Here is a 13,068-nt window from a genome sequence, read left to right as displayed (position 1 = left end):
GGTACGTCAAGAAGCGCTCAGGTCGCGGGGACCAAACGCGCCATCAACCCCTGATGTACATTTGCGGGCGCGGCAAGCACGCCGTTGACCTGTGGGTGCGGGTTGTTAAAGCGCAATTGTGTGCCCCTTTGGTCGGTCACGGTGGCGCCCGCCTCGCGCGCGATCAAATCACCCGCAGCAATGTCCCATTCCCATGACGGGCGCAGCGTGATCATCCCGTCAAATGCGCCCTCAGCCACCAAAACCATGCGGTAGGCCAGCGAAGACCGAAAGTGTTGCGTAACGGGCAGTGGACCGCCCCAATGCTCTTCCGCGAACATCTTCTTGTTGCCCAACAATTGCGCCCCATCAAGCGCAGTACGCGATGATGTGCCCAGCGCCATACCGTTCAACATCGCACCCTGCCCGCGCGCAGCGGTGAACATCAAATCCAACATCGGCAAGTAGACGACTGCGGCGATGGGCGCCCCGTCTTCAACCACCGCGAGTGCATGGGAAAACCCGGTTTTGCCATTCATAAACGCGCGGGTGCCATCAATCGGGTCGACAACAAAAACGCGGCTCCGATCAAGGCGCGTCGCGTTGTCGGCGGTTTCCTCTGACAGCCAGCCATAGTCGCTGCGCGCGGCGGTTAGTTCCTCGCGCAGCATGGTGTCGACCTCAATGTCGGCTTCGGTCACGGGGCCTTGGCCCGCGCCCTTGTCCCACGCCTCGGGGTCTTTGCAAAAGTGCTTGGCGGCTATCTCTCCCGCGGCCTTTGCGGCATCGCGCAGGAGCGCGAGATCAGGCTCCGGCAATCGTCAGCCCCTCTACCCGCATCGACGGGATCGCGCGGGTCAGATGCATCCGCGCGTCATTCGCCGGCGTCATGGTCCGCAGCATATCGCGCAGATTACCGGCCACCGTGCATTCATTCACCGGATAGGTGATTTCACCGTTTTCCACCCAAAACCCCGAGGCACCGCGGGAATAATCACCCGTAGTCGCGTTGATCGAGGACCCGATCATCGAGGTAATCAAAAGCCCTGTCCCCATTTCAGCCAGTAGCTCTGCCTGCGTTTGGGTGCCCTGCGTTATCCGCAAATTCGACACAGAGGGGCTGGGCGGTGCGGACGTCCCGCGTGAGGCATTGCCCGTTGAGGCCAGGCCAAGCTTGCGGCCAGTGGCCAGGTCCAGCACCCAGCCCTTGAGGACCCCGTCAGCAACAATATCGCGACGTGAAACGGGCAGGCCCTCACCATCAAAGGGACGCGAGCCGTTGACCCGCGCAAGGGTGGGATCCTCCCACAGGGTCATGCCGTCCGGCAGAACCGGCGTATCCATGGCATCGCGCAGGAACGATGCCCCGCGCACCACGGAACTGCCGTTAATTGCGCCCATCAGGTGACCGATCAGGCTGTTGGCGACGCGTTCATCGTACAGCACCGGGTAGGCCCCGGTTGGCGGTTTGCGCGCGCCTGCACGTTGTAATGTCCGCTCAGCAGCCATCCGGCCGATCAATTCGGGCGCATCCAGATCGGCCGCATGGATACGGCTGTCGCCGTAATAGTCACGCTCCATTTCGGTGCCCGTCCCGGTGATGGCCACGACGCTTAGGCTGGTGCCTGTGCGCTGATAACCACCTGAAAAACCATTCGACATTTCGAGGTGAAGCCGGCGGCCACCGTATCCCGCACCAGCGTCCGATACCTGCGCAATACCATCATACGCGAGCGCCGCAGCCTCAGCCCGCGCGGCCATATCCTGAAGCTCAGCAGGAGTTGGTGGCTCCGCGCTTTCCGCCAATTCAAGCGCGTCCAAATCCCAGCTTTTCGCCAGATCGTCCGGGTCTGCTTGTCCGATTACGGGGTCTTCAGGGGCTTCTTTGGCCATAGCAACCGCCCGCTCAGCCATCTGCGCCAGTGTCGCGGCGGACGTATCCGATGCCGACACACAGGCCTGCCGCTTGCCCATCATAACCCGCAGGCCAATTTCGATCCCCTCGGATCGCTCGGCATGTTCCAACGCGCCGCCACGTACATCAATGCTCACGGATGTGCCATCCACGGCCAAGGCATCAGCGGCGTCAGCCCCCGCAGCCTTTGCAGCCGAAAGGAGCGCTTTGGTCAGGTCAGAGAGCGATTGCGTCATGGGAAGTCCTTGATCGAGGTCTTCCCTGAGGTAGTCCGCAAGGGCGGTGCGTGCAAGGCTGACGACAGTTAGCGAATTTTTAACGAGTGTTAACTGACGTAGGCGCAGATTAGGATCGCGGCATCGGTCCCATTGCTACCCTGGTGATCGGGGCCATAGATCGGCACCTCAATTTCGGTCACGCGAATGTTCTCGGGCAGGTCCGCAATCGCAAGGTCAAACGAAGCCGCGCGGTAGTGCGCCAACCCGACAGAGATCACACCCAAACCACCCGGCGCAATAACCCGCAGGACCTCTGGCAGGGCGAGCGGACCAAGGTGGCCAAGGGTAAAGGTGCCGCTGCTGATCACACCGCGGTAGGCACCGTCAGGCACAGGCATACCAGCTGTGATATCGGCGATAAATGTCCGCTCATACAGGTTTTTCTCATCTGCAACGCTCAGCATTTCGGCAGAAATATCAGTGCCATCAATCTGATGCACACCCTGCTGCCGCAACGCAAATGCACCGAGCCCAGTGCCCGCACCCACATCCAGAACAGGACCTTTGCCACCAAGCTCGACAAAAGTCTGGGCCACTGAAAACGGCAGTTGATAATCCATCGCAGCAGCAAAACTGGAGTCGTAGTCCCGCGCCCAAGCCGCATACAGCTTGCGCGAGTCTTCGGGTGTCCTAAGGCGATATGCCGTTTCTAGTGAACGCTCCGTCATGTTAACAATTTCGCACTTGCAGCATTAATAAATCAACCCACTAGGCAAAATCTGCAACGCTATACCCCTGAATGAACAACAAACCTGTCAAATCGCCATGATTAATGCGCACATCGCACTGGGCCTGAACCGATGGTTTGGCGTGCAAAGCCACCCCAAGACCTGCGCGACTCAGCATTCCTAAATCGTTTGCACCATCTCCTACAGCCAGCACATCCTCTTCAGAAATTCCCAAACGGGCAGTGATTTGCTGCAGCGCAGCAACTTTGGCTTCCTTACCCAAAATTGGCCGCCCCACATCGCCCGTCAATTTGTCACCATTTGCCAACAGCGTATTGGCCCGGTTTTCATCAAAGCCCAGCGCGGCCGCAACCTGCGCGGTGAATGCCGTGAAACCGCCCGACACCAATGCCGCATAGGCACCATTCGCCTTCATCGTTGCCACAAGGGCGGCACCGCCGGGCATATGGGTGATCCGCGTGGCAAGCACGTGATCGATCGTGGCAACGGGCAGGTCCTTTAACAGGCCGACACGCTCAATCAGGGCCCCCTCAAAATCCAATTCACCGTTCATCGCGCGCGCGGTAATATCAGCCACGCGAGGCCCCACACCCGCCTCAGCGGCCAATTCATCAATGCATTCTTGCTGGATCATGGTGCTGTCCATATCCGCCAACAGCATCTTTTTGCGCCGCCCCGCACTTGGCTGCACCACAAGGTCCACGCCGACCGATTGCAAGCTTTCCCACACATCCCAACGGTTGCCCGGCACCTCGTTCACCTCAAACTCAGCGGCGACATCAGGCATAAGCCATTGCACAGCCCCCCCACCCCACGCGTTGCGGAGATTTTCCACCAAAGCAGGCTCTAGCACGGGGGTCGCGGGCGCGGTCAGCAGGGTTACACACTTCATCAAAGTTTCCGATCGTCGTCAGGGCGTGTCGCATTTGATCCAATGAGCGGCGCTTTAGCGCAGGATTGCCGCTTGTGCGAGTCGGTTTCCCCCGATAGGTGCAGTGGCGGGACACCTCGCCCCAACGCGAGGCAAATATCTGAAAGGGTATCCATCATGGGTATGATCGAACCGGGCATTAAGCCCGATAATCCGCGTTTTTCTTCTGGCCCCTGCGCCAAACTCCCCAACTTTTCGCTAGAGATGCTTGCCGATGCGCCACTGGGCCGCTCGCACCGCGCGGCCGTTGGCAAAGAAAAACTCAAAGCCGCGATTGAGACGACTCGTGAGATCCTCGGCATTCCCGCTGATTACAAAATCGGCATCGTTCCCGCATCTGATACCGGCGCCTATGAGATGGCGATGTGGAACCTGCTGGGCGAACGCAAGGTTGAGATGCTCGCTTGGGAAAGCTTTGGCTCAGGCTGGGTGACCGACGCTGTCAAACAGCTCAAGATCGACGCAGAGGTTAAAACCGCTGACTATGGTCAGATCGTCGATTTCACCACGGTCGATTTTAACAATGACGTTTGTTTCACTTGGAACGGCACGACATCGGGCGTGCGCCTCCCGAGCGGAGATGTGATCCCCGCGGACCGCGCGGGGCTGACGCTGTGCGATGCCACCTCGGCCGCGTTCGCGATGGATTTGCCGTGGGACAAGCTGGATGTGACCACCTTCTCTTGGCAAAAAGTACTAGGCGGCGAAGGTGCGCATGGGATGCTGATCCTAAGCCCCCGCGCCGTAGAACGCCTTGAAAGCTACACGCCCCCGTGGCCCCTGCCCAAGATTTTCCGCCTCACCAAAGGTGGCAAGCTGATCGACGGTATCTTTACCGGCGCGACAATCAACACGCCCTCGATGCTGTGTGTTGAGGATTATCTCGTGGCACTGGATTGGGCCAAATCCAAGGGCGGCGCTGCTGGCATGATTGCACGCGCCGACGCTAATGCGCAGGCAGTGCATGACTTTGTGGCCGCGCACGATTGGATCGAAAACCTCGCCGAAGATCCGGCGACTTGGTCGAACACGTCCGTCTGCCTCAAGTTCGCGGATGCCCGTATCCAAGACGGCGCAACATTCGCCAAAGCCGTCGCTAAGCGCCTCGAAAAGGCAGGTGTCGCACTGGATGTTGGCGCCTATCGCGACGCGCCCGCTGGTCTGCGCATCTGGTGCGGCGGCACGGTTGAAACGTCAGATGTTGAGGCGTTGATGCCTTGGATCGAATGGGCGTTCGAAGCCGAGATCGCGGCACAAACCGTCGCAGCCTAATCCAATTCCGGCGCGCTGATTGCGCGCCTCACCCCCCTTTTTTCACTGACCCGTAGGGTGTGCACAGGCGCATCCGCTCTCAGAAGGTACAATGATATGCCCAAAGTTCTCGTCTCCGACAAACTTTCCGAAACCGCCGTTCAGATTTTCCGCGATCGCGGCATTGATGTGGATTTCGAACCCAATCTTGGCAAAGACAAAGACCGCCTTGCCGAAGTGATCGGCCAATACGATGGTCTCGCCATCCGTTCAGCCACCAAAGTGACCGAGAAAATCCTCGCCTCTGCCGACAACCTCAAAGTGGTGGGTCGCGCTGGTATCGGCACCGACAACGTGGACAAAGCGGCCGCCTCGAAAAAAGGTGTGATCGTTATGAACACGCCTTTTGGCAACATGATCACCACCGCCGAACACGCCATCGCCATGATGTTCGCCGTTGCACGCCAAATCCCAGAAGCCAGCGCATCCACGCATGCGGGCAAATGGGAAAAGTCTAAGTTTATGGGCGTTGAATTGACCGGCAAAACGCTCGGCGTGATTGGCGCAGGCAACATTGGTGGTATCGTATGTGACCGTGCACGTGGCCTGAAAATGAAGGTTGTCGCCTATGACCCCTTCCTCTCGGAAGAGCGTGCCGACAAAATGGGCGTTGAAAAGGTTGAGCTGGATGCCCTGCTTGCCCGCGCTGATTTCATCACGCTGCACGTGCCATTCACCGATGCAACCGCCAACATCCTCAGCGCCGAAAACATCGCCAAAACGAAAAAAGGCGTTCGTATCATCAACTGTGCCCGCGGCGGTCTGGTGGATGAGGACGCGCTGGCCGAAGCGCTGAAATCCGGCCACGTCGCAGGTGCTGCATTTGACGTATTCAAGGTTGAGCCCGCCACCGACAGCCCCCTGTTCAACCTGCCCAACGTGGTTTGCACCCCACACCTTGGGGCTGCAACCACAGAGGCACAGGAAAACGTGGCCCTGCAAGTGGCCGAGCAAATGTCCAACTACCTCCTCACGGGGGCCGTGGAAAACGCGCTCAACATGCCATCGGTCACAGCTGAGGAAGCCAAAGTCATGGGCCCCTGGGTCAAAGTGGCCGAGCATTTGGGATCATTCGTGGGTCAAATGACCGATGAGCCGATCCAATCGATCGAAATCATCTACAACGGCACCGTGTCCGCAATGAACCTAGAGGCGCTGAACTGTTCAGCCGTCGCAGGCATCATGAAGGCCACAAACCCTGATGTGAACATGGTATCGGCACCAGTGATCGCCAAAGAACGCGGCATCCAAATCTCGACCACGAGCCAAGACAAATCCGGCGCGTTTGATGGCTACATCAAGCTGGTGGTCAAAACCGCAGAGCGTGAACGTTCCATCGCCGGCACCGTATTCTCTGACGGCAAGCCGCGTTTCATCCAGATCAAAGGCATCAACATCGACGCCGAGGTGGGCGCTCACATGCTCTATACCACCAACACCGACGTTCCCGGCATCATCGGGACGCTGGGTCAAACGATGGGCGAAAACGACGTGAACATCGCGAACTTTACGCTGGGCCGTTCGGCTGCGGGCGCAAATGCGATTGCGCTTTTGTACCTTGATGGTCCACCGCCTGCCGCCGTCCTTGAAAAGCTGCGCGCCACGGGTCTGTTCCAGTCGGTTGCTCCGCTGCATTTCAACGTGGCCTAATCCTCAGCTAAAAAAGATCATTGCGGGCCGCGTCTTAGCGGCCCGTTAATCCGCGTCACGCCCCCCAAACATCTTTGCGAAGCCTGAAGTCTGGCCCTAAGCGCAACACCGTCACGTTACGCTGGACGCGATGTTGCGGGCCACCTATCCATTGACAAGTCACACTTCAATGCATGCGGCAGCAGGGGGATTAACTGCTTATTTGCCGCACGGTGATCGAAGCAATGCGGAGGATAGAATGCAAGAAATCGTAATATTATCAGGCGCGCGAACCGCAATCGGGACGTTTGGCGGCGCACTGGCGGGAACCTCAGCCATTGACCTGGGCACCGTTGCGGCCAAAGCCGCACTGGACCGCGCGGGCGTTGCGGGCACGGCCATCGGCACCACCGTTTTCGGCCATGTCATCAACACAGAACCCCGCGACATGTACCTATCGCGGGTCGCTGCAATGCAGGCGGGCGTGCCGGAAACCGTTCCCGCGATGAACATCAACAGACTGTGCGGTTCGGGCGTGCAAGCGATTGTATCGGGAGTTCAGGCCCTGCAATTGGGCGATGCCGAATTTGCGCTGGTTGGTGGAGCCGAGAATATGAGCCGCGCCCCCTATACCGTTCCCTCCCTTCGGTTTGGCCAGAAAATGGGCGACATCGGGGCCACTGACATGATGCTCGGCGCGCTGACCTGCCCATTCGGAACCGGGCATATGGGTGTCACCGCGGAAAACGTCGCGCGTGAACATGGCATCACCCGCACTGAGCAAGATGCCTTTGCGCTAGAAAGCCAAAACCGCGCAGCCGCCGCGATCGATGCAGGCTACTTTGACAGCCAGATCGTGCCGGTTGAGGTCCGCGTCAAACGAGATACGGTCGAATTTGCCCGCGATGAACACCCCAAAGCGACCACCATAGAAAAACTTGGTGGTCTGCGCGCGGTGTTTCAAAAGGACGGGACCGTGACTGCGGGCAACGCTAGCGGGATCAATGATGGGGCAGCCGCACTTGTGCTTGCCACCGCAGAAGCCGCCGCGAAAGGCGGGCACAAGCCGATGGCCCGCGTGCTGGGATATGCCCACGCGGGCGTCCGCCCCGACGTGATGGGCATTGGTCCGATCCCAGCCGTTGAGGCATTGTGCGCACGAACCGGCCTTACGATTGCTGACTTCGATGTGATTGAAAGCAATGAGGCTTTTGCCGCCCAAGCACTGGCGGTCAACAAAGGCCTTGGGCTCGACCCCGCGCGTGTTAACCCCAATGGCGGCGCGATCGCGCTGGGTCATCCCGTCGGCGCGACGGGTGCGATTATCACCGTAAAAGCGCTGTATGAGTTGATCCGTACTGGCGGGAAGCGTGCCCTGATCACCATGTGTATCGGCGGCGGTCAGGGCATCGCTTTGGCGATTGAACGCCTGTAACGCTAAACTGTTGCGCGCTTAGTAGCCGAGCGCGCAACCGTCCTTGCGGGGATCAGAGGCACCTTCAAGATAACCGCTTTCATCAATGCGGATCGCTTGCGCGCCGCCAATCGGCCCATGCGGAATTTCGACATTGTGGCCCATGCTTTGCAGCTCAGCGCGGACAGCATCGCTATAGCCCCGCTCAACCTTTAGCACGCCCGTGTCCGAGAAACACCGTGGCCCATCGATGGCCGATTGTGCATCCATTCCGAAGTCCGTCAGGTTGGAAACAAACCGCGCGTGTCCGTTCGCCTGATACGCGCCGCCCATCACACCAAAGGGCATGATAACTTTGCCGTTCTGCTTGAGCATGGCCGGAATAATAGTGTGCATAGGGCGTTTGCCCGGACCATATTCGTTGGGATGCCCGCTTTGCAGAGTGAAGCCAGCACCGCGGTTTTGGAACAAAATACCATATTTATCAGATGCCAAACCACTGCCGAAGCTGTGGAAAACCGAGTAGATCAGCGACACAGCCATTCCGTCTTTGTCGACAACTGTGATGTAGATGGTGTCTTTGTGCACGGCTTCGGTCCGTGTGTGGACCTCTTGCGCGGCGCGCTTTGGGTCTATCAGCGCGGCCAAACCCGAAGCCGTTTCTGGGGCCAGCATATGCGCCAAAGCAGTCGTGTGGTCAGGATCCGCAATGAACCGGTCCCGCGCATCATAGGCAAGCTTCGCGGCCTCGGCTTCAATATGGGCGCGTTTGGTGCCGAATGGATCAAGGCTCGCGATATCAAATTGCGACAGAATCGCGTTCATCAAAATCGCCGTCGCGCCCATGCCGTTGGGCGGATGCTCGACCAGCTCTAGCCCGTTGTGCATACCGCTTACAGGCGTTGTGTAATCCGCAGATGTTGCCGCAAAATCGTCCAAGGTATGCTGACCACCCAAGGCTCGCAGGCTATTCACCATGTCTTCGGCGACCGAGCCTTCGTAAAATCCGGCGCGGCCGTTTTTGGCAATAGCCTCTAGTGCGTTTGCCTGATCCGGCAGGGCAAAGTGTGTGCCCATTTTGGGCGCTTTGCCCCATGGCAAGAACAGTTCGCGGGCGCGACCCTGCGGCGTTTCTTCGGCTTCGGCCCAATCAAAAGCGACCCGAGGTGCGACAGGAACCCCATCGCGGAAATATGGAATAACCGGCCCAAGGGTATCGGCGATGCCTAGCTTGCCGTGATCGGAGGACAGTTTGCAAAACGCATCGACTGCGCCGGGCACCGTGACCGCATCGGCGGAATAGAGCGGCACGGCTGTCAGACCCCGGTCGCGCAGCGATTGAGCAGACGCGCCTGCCGGTGCCTTGCCCGAGCCATTTAGTGCGATCACATCTTCAGACCCCGCTGGTTTGAGCAGCACAAAGCAGTCGCCGCCCAACCCGGTCATCTGTGGCTCGCAGAGCCCAAGCAAAACAGCGCCCGCAATTGCGGCATCAACCGCATTGCCGCCCCGCATCAGGGTTTCGATTGCCACCCGGCTCGCCAATGGGTGCGAGGTCGCACACATGCCCCGGGAAGCGAGTACTGGGGACCGGCCCGGAAGTTGTAAGTCGCGCATTTTGTTCTCCGCTCAGTGTGAAGCGTGACTTTAGCGCGAGAATTTCAGAAGCCAAGATGGGGATTTCAGCGAGCCAAGTGAGCGGAACAGGCTTTGGTCACTTTCGAGGTCGCACCCTAAAACCCCACACAGCACGTGAACCTGTTTTCGTCATCAATTCGTTCGTAATTGATACTGTCGGTCAACGTATGGATCATGAACCAGCCAAACCCGCCCTCGGGCATGTCTTGGATGTCTTTGGTCAAGCTGGGCAGGGACGCACCGATCAAGGCATCGGCGGGGACAGGCGGACCTTGATCTACGGTTCGGATGTAGACCGCATTTTTGTCGGGCCGCTTGTGCGCATGAACCGTGAGGTGAATATTGCCCTTCCCCGACGCGCAATACCCATGCTCCACGATATTATTAAGCAGTTCAGCCAATACAATTAAAATGTCGTCTTTGGGCTCAGGCTCAACCGCATTACGCTCCAACTCAACCTGTAGCTTTTTCAGATGATCCGAAACATGAGCGAACGTGCCCGGAAATGCACAGTCGATCAGAGTTTGAGGTGACATGACCCGCTCCCAAAGCTTATGCGGCGCTTTGCTCGGAGCCGAAGGCGGTTTTGGCATCTAAGTGAAGGACGAAAATACTATCCATCCGCGTGAGCTTGAGCACCTTTTGCACGGCATCCTGTAACCCCGCGAGCTCAAGTTTCTGTCCACTCGGCAGCATCTTCATCACGGCAACAAGTGCCCCAAGGCCCGAACTGTCAAGGAATGCGACCTTTTCCAAATCAACGACCACACGACCCTTATGGCCGACCAAAAGCTTGCGAAACGCATCCTTGAACTGCACAGCAATCGCCGCATCAATGCGCTCATCCTCAACCGTTACGCAAAGCGCATCGGGCTTTATCTGGGTCGTCAACTGCATCACGGCTTCCCTTCAAACTCTCACACATTTCGAAAACCGTACGCCACAATTATTACCAATCCGTTTCCATCGATCAAAACGCTCGACCCTACGAAGACACATGAGTATCTGTAGCCTCACATCTTGTGGCACTTACATCCCAAAGGACGATCATGGCCGACTACGCAATGCTGCATCAAACGACCGCCGCGCTAACGGCAGGCGAGGATGATTTAGTCGCTCTGATGGCGACCGTCGCCTGTGAGGTGCATCACGCCGACGACAGATTTGATTGGACCGGATTTTACCGCGTTGTCGCCCCTGAACTGCTAAAAATTGGACCCTACCAGGGCGGGCATGGCTGCCTTGTGATCCCCTTTTCGCGTGGCGTATGCGGGGCCGCTGCACGCACCGAGACGACGCAATTGGTACCGGACGTGGACGCCTTTCCAGGCCATATTGCTTGCGCCAGCTCCACCCGATCCGAGTTGGTCCTGCCGGTACATGATAACGCAGGCAAGCTGATTGCGGTTTTTGATATCGACAGCAATCAGCCAGACGCATTTACCGCCCAAGATGCGGCCGAGTTGGAACGCTTGCTCCGAGATGTTTTTACCCGCCCTTAACGCGGATCGCGATCTTTCTCGTGCCTAAGTACGATCAACTCACACTTAGACCTGCGCGTATTTCGCGAAATACAATAGAAATCATGATTTTTCTTGATAGGTGCTCTATTTACTGTTAGCGGCCTCACCTATTCAGAAGGGAGCTATCATGGACCTGAATACACTTTCGCTCGACGAGCTAAAAAAGCTGAAACGTGATGTAGAAAAAGCCATCACTTCATTTGAGGAACGGCGCCTGCTTGAAGCACGCAAAAAGCTCGAAGATTACGCTAAGGAAATTGGCGTTGATTTGAACGAAGTTGCCGGCATGAAGAAAACAACGAAAAGCGTTAATCCACCAAAATATCGCCACCCCGAAGATTCAGCCCTCACATGGACCGGACGTGGACGTAAACCAAAGTGGATTGTTGAGGCTCTCGACGCTGGAAAAGACCTCGAATCCTTCGCCATTTAACGGCGTAATTGATTTAGTAAATCAAGCGAGACATATCCATCGGGCGTCGCTCCGATGCTCGCTTGATACCGCCTCACGGCAGACAACGTGTTGGGCCCAATTTTCCCATCCACAGCGCCGGGATCAAACCCCCTGCGCGCCAGCAATTGCTGAACTTCCTTCCGCTCTACAAACCGCAGCCCCCTGTCTCCACGGGGCCAAGACGCCTTAAAATCCGGCCGACCTGCAATGCGGTCTGCTAGGTGGCCCACCGCAATCACATAGGCATCTGCTGGGTTATATCGCTCAATCACTTGGAAGTTTTGATAGATCGCAAAGGCCACGCCCTTTGCACCAGCGGGCACCAAAATCGAAACGCGATCACTGTTGGGCAATTGTCCGCCGCGTGCAGGACGCACACCCAATTGACGCCACGCATTCGCGGATTTGCGAATTCGGTCACCGGTTTGACCGTAATCAAATCCATTGGGCAATTCGACTTCTACACCCCAAGGCATGCTTTTCTGCCATCCGAACCGCGCCAAATAATTGGCAGTTGACGCAAGGGCATCGCTCGGATCGTCCGACCAGATATCACGGCGGCCGTCCCCGGTAAAATCAACGGCATAAGCGTTGTAGCTAGAGGGCATGAATTGCGTATGCCCCATAGCACCCGCCCAAGACCCGGTCATATTCTGCGGCGCAATATCGCCGTTTTGCAAAATTGTTAACGCGTTAACTAATTCACTTTCGAAAAAGCGCGCGCGGCGGCCATCAAAAGCGAGAGTAGCCAATGCGGAAATAGTCGGCTCGGAGCCGCGGAAGGTGCCATAGGCACTTTCTAGCCCCCAGACCGCCACAACGATCTCTTTCGGCACGCCGTATTGCGCCTCAATCCGGTCTAAAACACGGGCATGTTTGCGCAAAGCGGCCTTACCGTTGCGCACACGCGTCGCAGACACAGCACTGTCCAAATATTCCCAGAGCGTCTTGGTGAACTCGGCTTGGTTGCGATCCCGGCGGATCACGTCAGGCAAATACTGCGCCGCTTCAAATGCCTGATCCAATGTACGTTGCGAAATACCCTGCCCCCGCGCACGACGCTTGAACGCCCCCACCCAGCGGTCAAATCGCGCATTCGCAGCAACCTCAATTACCGGCGTTTGGAGCGTCGGGGCCTTCGGGCGTGGCACGGGGCTTAACGTTGAGAGTGTGACCGTCGAAACCTGAACGCGAGGCGCTGGCCGCTCAGAAGTGTCCACAGCCAAAGGGCTGGCCTCTACGCCTCCACATAATAGAACAAATCCGATGACTGCTGCTGCGCCGCGCATGGTGTCTCCCATTTGACT

General features: G+C 57.7%; 13 protein-coding genes. 5 read left to right on the top strand and 8 right to left on the bottom strand.

All coding sequences use genetic code 11. The features are described from left to right. Nucleotides 1–17 precede the first annotated feature (17 nt). The 4 genes from PM04_RS13060 to serB form a co-directional block, all read right to left on the bottom strand. A complete protein-coding gene (locus tag PM04_RS13060; protein ID WP_038007545.1) occupies nucleotides 18–797 on the bottom strand; it encodes a 3'(2'),5'-bisphosphate nucleotidase CysQ in 780 nt (259 codons plus the stop codon). Then, on the bottom strand, nucleotides 784–2,130 hold the full coding sequence (locus PM04_RS13055) for a TldD/PmbA family protein (RefSeq protein ID WP_038007544.1): 1,347 nt from the start codon (nucleotides 2,128–2,130) through the stop codon (nucleotides 784–786). Before PM04_RS13055 ends, PM04_RS13060 begins: the two co-directional genes overlap by 14 nt. An 89-nt stretch (nucleotides 2,131–2,219) precedes the next feature. Continuing rightward, on the bottom strand, nucleotides 2,220–2,840 hold the full coding sequence (locus PM04_RS13050) for a class I SAM-dependent methyltransferase (protein WP_038007541.1): 621 nt from the start codon (nucleotides 2,838–2,840) through the stop codon (nucleotides 2,220–2,222). A gap of 40 nt (nucleotides 2,841–2,880) precedes the next feature. Continuing rightward, a complete protein-coding gene (serB, locus tag PM04_RS13045) occupies nucleotides 2,881–3,753 on the bottom strand; it encodes a phosphoserine phosphatase SerB (protein WP_038007539.1) in 873 nt (290 codons plus the stop codon). A gap of 156 nt (nucleotides 3,754–3,909) precedes the next feature. Between serB and PM04_RS13040 the strand changes: the two genes are divergently transcribed. The 3 genes from PM04_RS13040 to PM04_RS13030 all read left to right on the top strand — a co-directional run bounded on the left by PM04_RS13040 (nucleotide 3,910) and on the right by PM04_RS13030 (nucleotide 8,167). Further along, nucleotides 3,910–5,064, top strand: coding sequence for a phosphoserine transaminase (locus tag PM04_RS13040; RefSeq protein WP_038007537.1), 1,155 nt, complete (start codon nucleotides 3,910–3,912; stop codon nucleotides 5,062–5,064). A 96-nt stretch (nucleotides 5,065–5,160) separates the two neighbouring features. Continuing rightward, nucleotides 5,161–6,753: a phosphoglycerate dehydrogenase gene (gene serA / locus PM04_RS13035; RefSeq protein WP_038007535.1), complete on the top strand. Its 1,593-nt coding sequence runs from the start codon at nucleotides 5,161–5,163 to the stop codon at nucleotides 6,751–6,753. 238 nt (nucleotides 6,754–6,991) lie between these two features. Next, complete coding sequence (locus PM04_RS13030; protein ID WP_038007533.1) at nucleotides 6,992–8,167, top strand: acetyl-CoA C-acyltransferase family protein; 1,176 nt, start codon at nucleotides 6,992–6,994, stop codon at nucleotides 8,165–8,167. 18 nt (nucleotides 8,168–8,185) lie between these two features. Here PM04_RS13030 and PM04_RS13025 read toward each other — a convergent pair whose 3' ends face one another. The 3 genes from PM04_RS13025 to PM04_RS13015 all read right to left on the bottom strand — a co-directional run bounded on the left by PM04_RS13025 (nucleotide 8,186) and on the right by PM04_RS13015 (nucleotide 10,681). Beyond that, complete coding sequence (locus tag PM04_RS13025) at nucleotides 8,186–9,763, bottom strand: gamma-glutamyltransferase family protein (RefSeq protein WP_038007532.1); 1,578 nt, start codon at nucleotides 9,761–9,763, stop codon at nucleotides 8,186–8,188. A gap of 116 nt (nucleotides 9,764–9,879) precedes the next feature. Further along, nucleotides 9,880–10,320, bottom strand: coding sequence for an ATP-binding protein (locus PM04_RS13020; RefSeq protein ID WP_052068470.1), 441 nt, complete (start codon nucleotides 10,318–10,320; stop codon nucleotides 9,880–9,882). A 16-nt stretch (nucleotides 10,321–10,336) separates the two neighbouring features. After that, a complete protein-coding gene (locus PM04_RS13015) occupies nucleotides 10,337–10,681 on the bottom strand; it encodes an STAS domain-containing protein (RefSeq protein ID WP_038007530.1) in 345 nt (114 codons plus the stop codon). Between the two features lie 152 nt (nucleotides 10,682–10,833). Here PM04_RS13015 and PM04_RS13010 point away from each other — a divergent pair, with 152 nt between their 5' ends. Both PM04_RS13010 and PM04_RS13005 read left to right on the top strand, forming a co-directional pair. Next, complete coding sequence (locus PM04_RS13010) at nucleotides 10,834–11,286, top strand: GAF domain-containing protein (protein WP_038007529.1); 453 nt, start codon at nucleotides 10,834–10,836, stop codon at nucleotides 11,284–11,286. A 148-nt stretch (nucleotides 11,287–11,434) separates the two neighbouring features. Continuing rightward, nucleotides 11,435–11,740, top strand: a complete 306-nt coding sequence (locus PM04_RS13005) for an H-NS family nucleoid-associated regulatory protein (RefSeq protein WP_038007528.1) — start codon at nucleotides 11,435–11,437, stop codon at nucleotides 11,738–11,740. On the opposite strand, the gene PM04_RS13000 is transcribed toward PM04_RS13005, so the two are convergent. After that, the gene (locus PM04_RS13000) at nucleotides 11,737–13,050 is read right to left on the bottom strand and encodes a lytic murein transglycosylase (RefSeq protein WP_038007526.1); all 1,314 of its coding nucleotides are present in this window, start codon (nucleotides 13,048–13,050) and stop codon (nucleotides 11,737–11,739) included. The two genes, PM04_RS13005 and PM04_RS13000, sit on opposite strands and share 4 nt — an antisense overlap. Nucleotides 13,051–13,068: the final 18 nt, after the last annotated feature.

This window comes from Thalassobacter sp. 16PALIMAR09 (assembly GCF_000765485.1).
Taxonomy (GTDB): domain Bacteria; phylum Pseudomonadota; class Alphaproteobacteria; order Rhodobacterales; family Rhodobacteraceae; genus Thalassobacter; species Thalassobacter stenotrophicus.
This window is presented reverse-complemented; position numbering and strand designations above follow the sequence as displayed.

Excerpts from the sequence above, each read along its gene's own strand:
- PM04_RS13055 (WP_038007544.1), bottom strand. The coding sequence starts at position 2,130 with ATGACGCAATCGCTCTCTGACCTGACCAAAGCGCTCCTTTCGGCTGCA.
- PM04_RS13050 (WP_038007541.1), bottom strand. The coding sequence starts at position 2,840 with ATGACGGAGCGTTCACTAGAAACGGCATATCGCCTTAGGACACCCGAA.
- serB (WP_038007539.1), bottom strand. The coding sequence starts at position 3,753 with ATGAAGTGTGTAACCCTGCTGACCGCGCCCGCGACCCCCGTGCTAGAG.
- PM04_RS13040 (WP_038007537.1), top strand. The coding sequence starts at position 3,910 with ATGGGTATGATCGAACCGGGCATTAAGCCCGATAATCCGCGTTTTTCT.
- serA (WP_038007535.1), top strand. The coding sequence starts at position 5,161 with ATGCCCAAAGTTCTCGTCTCCGACAAACTTTCCGAAACCGCCGTTCAG.
- PM04_RS13030 (WP_038007533.1), top strand. The coding sequence starts at position 6,992 with ATGCAAGAAATCGTAATATTATCAGGCGCGCGAACCGCAATCGGGACG.
- PM04_RS13025 (WP_038007532.1), bottom strand. The coding sequence starts at position 9,763 with ATGCGCGACTTACAACTTCCGGGCCGGTCCCCAGTACTCGCTTCCCGG.
- PM04_RS13020 (WP_052068470.1), bottom strand. The coding sequence starts at position 10,320 with ATGTCACCTCAAACTCTGATCGACTGTGCATTTCCGGGCACGTTCGCT.
- PM04_RS13015 (WP_038007530.1), bottom strand. The coding sequence starts at position 10,681 with ATGCAGTTGACGACCCAGATAAAGCCCGATGCGCTTTGCGTAACGGTT.
- PM04_RS13010 (WP_038007529.1), top strand. The coding sequence starts at position 10,834 with ATGGCCGACTACGCAATGCTGCATCAAACGACCGCCGCGCTAACGGCA.
- PM04_RS13005 (WP_038007528.1), top strand. The coding sequence starts at position 11,435 with ATGGACCTGAATACACTTTCGCTCGACGAGCTAAAAAAGCTGAAACGT.
- PM04_RS13000 (WP_038007526.1), bottom strand. The coding sequence starts at position 13,050 with ATGCGCGGCGCAGCAGCAGTCATCGGATTTGTTCTATTATGTGGAGGC.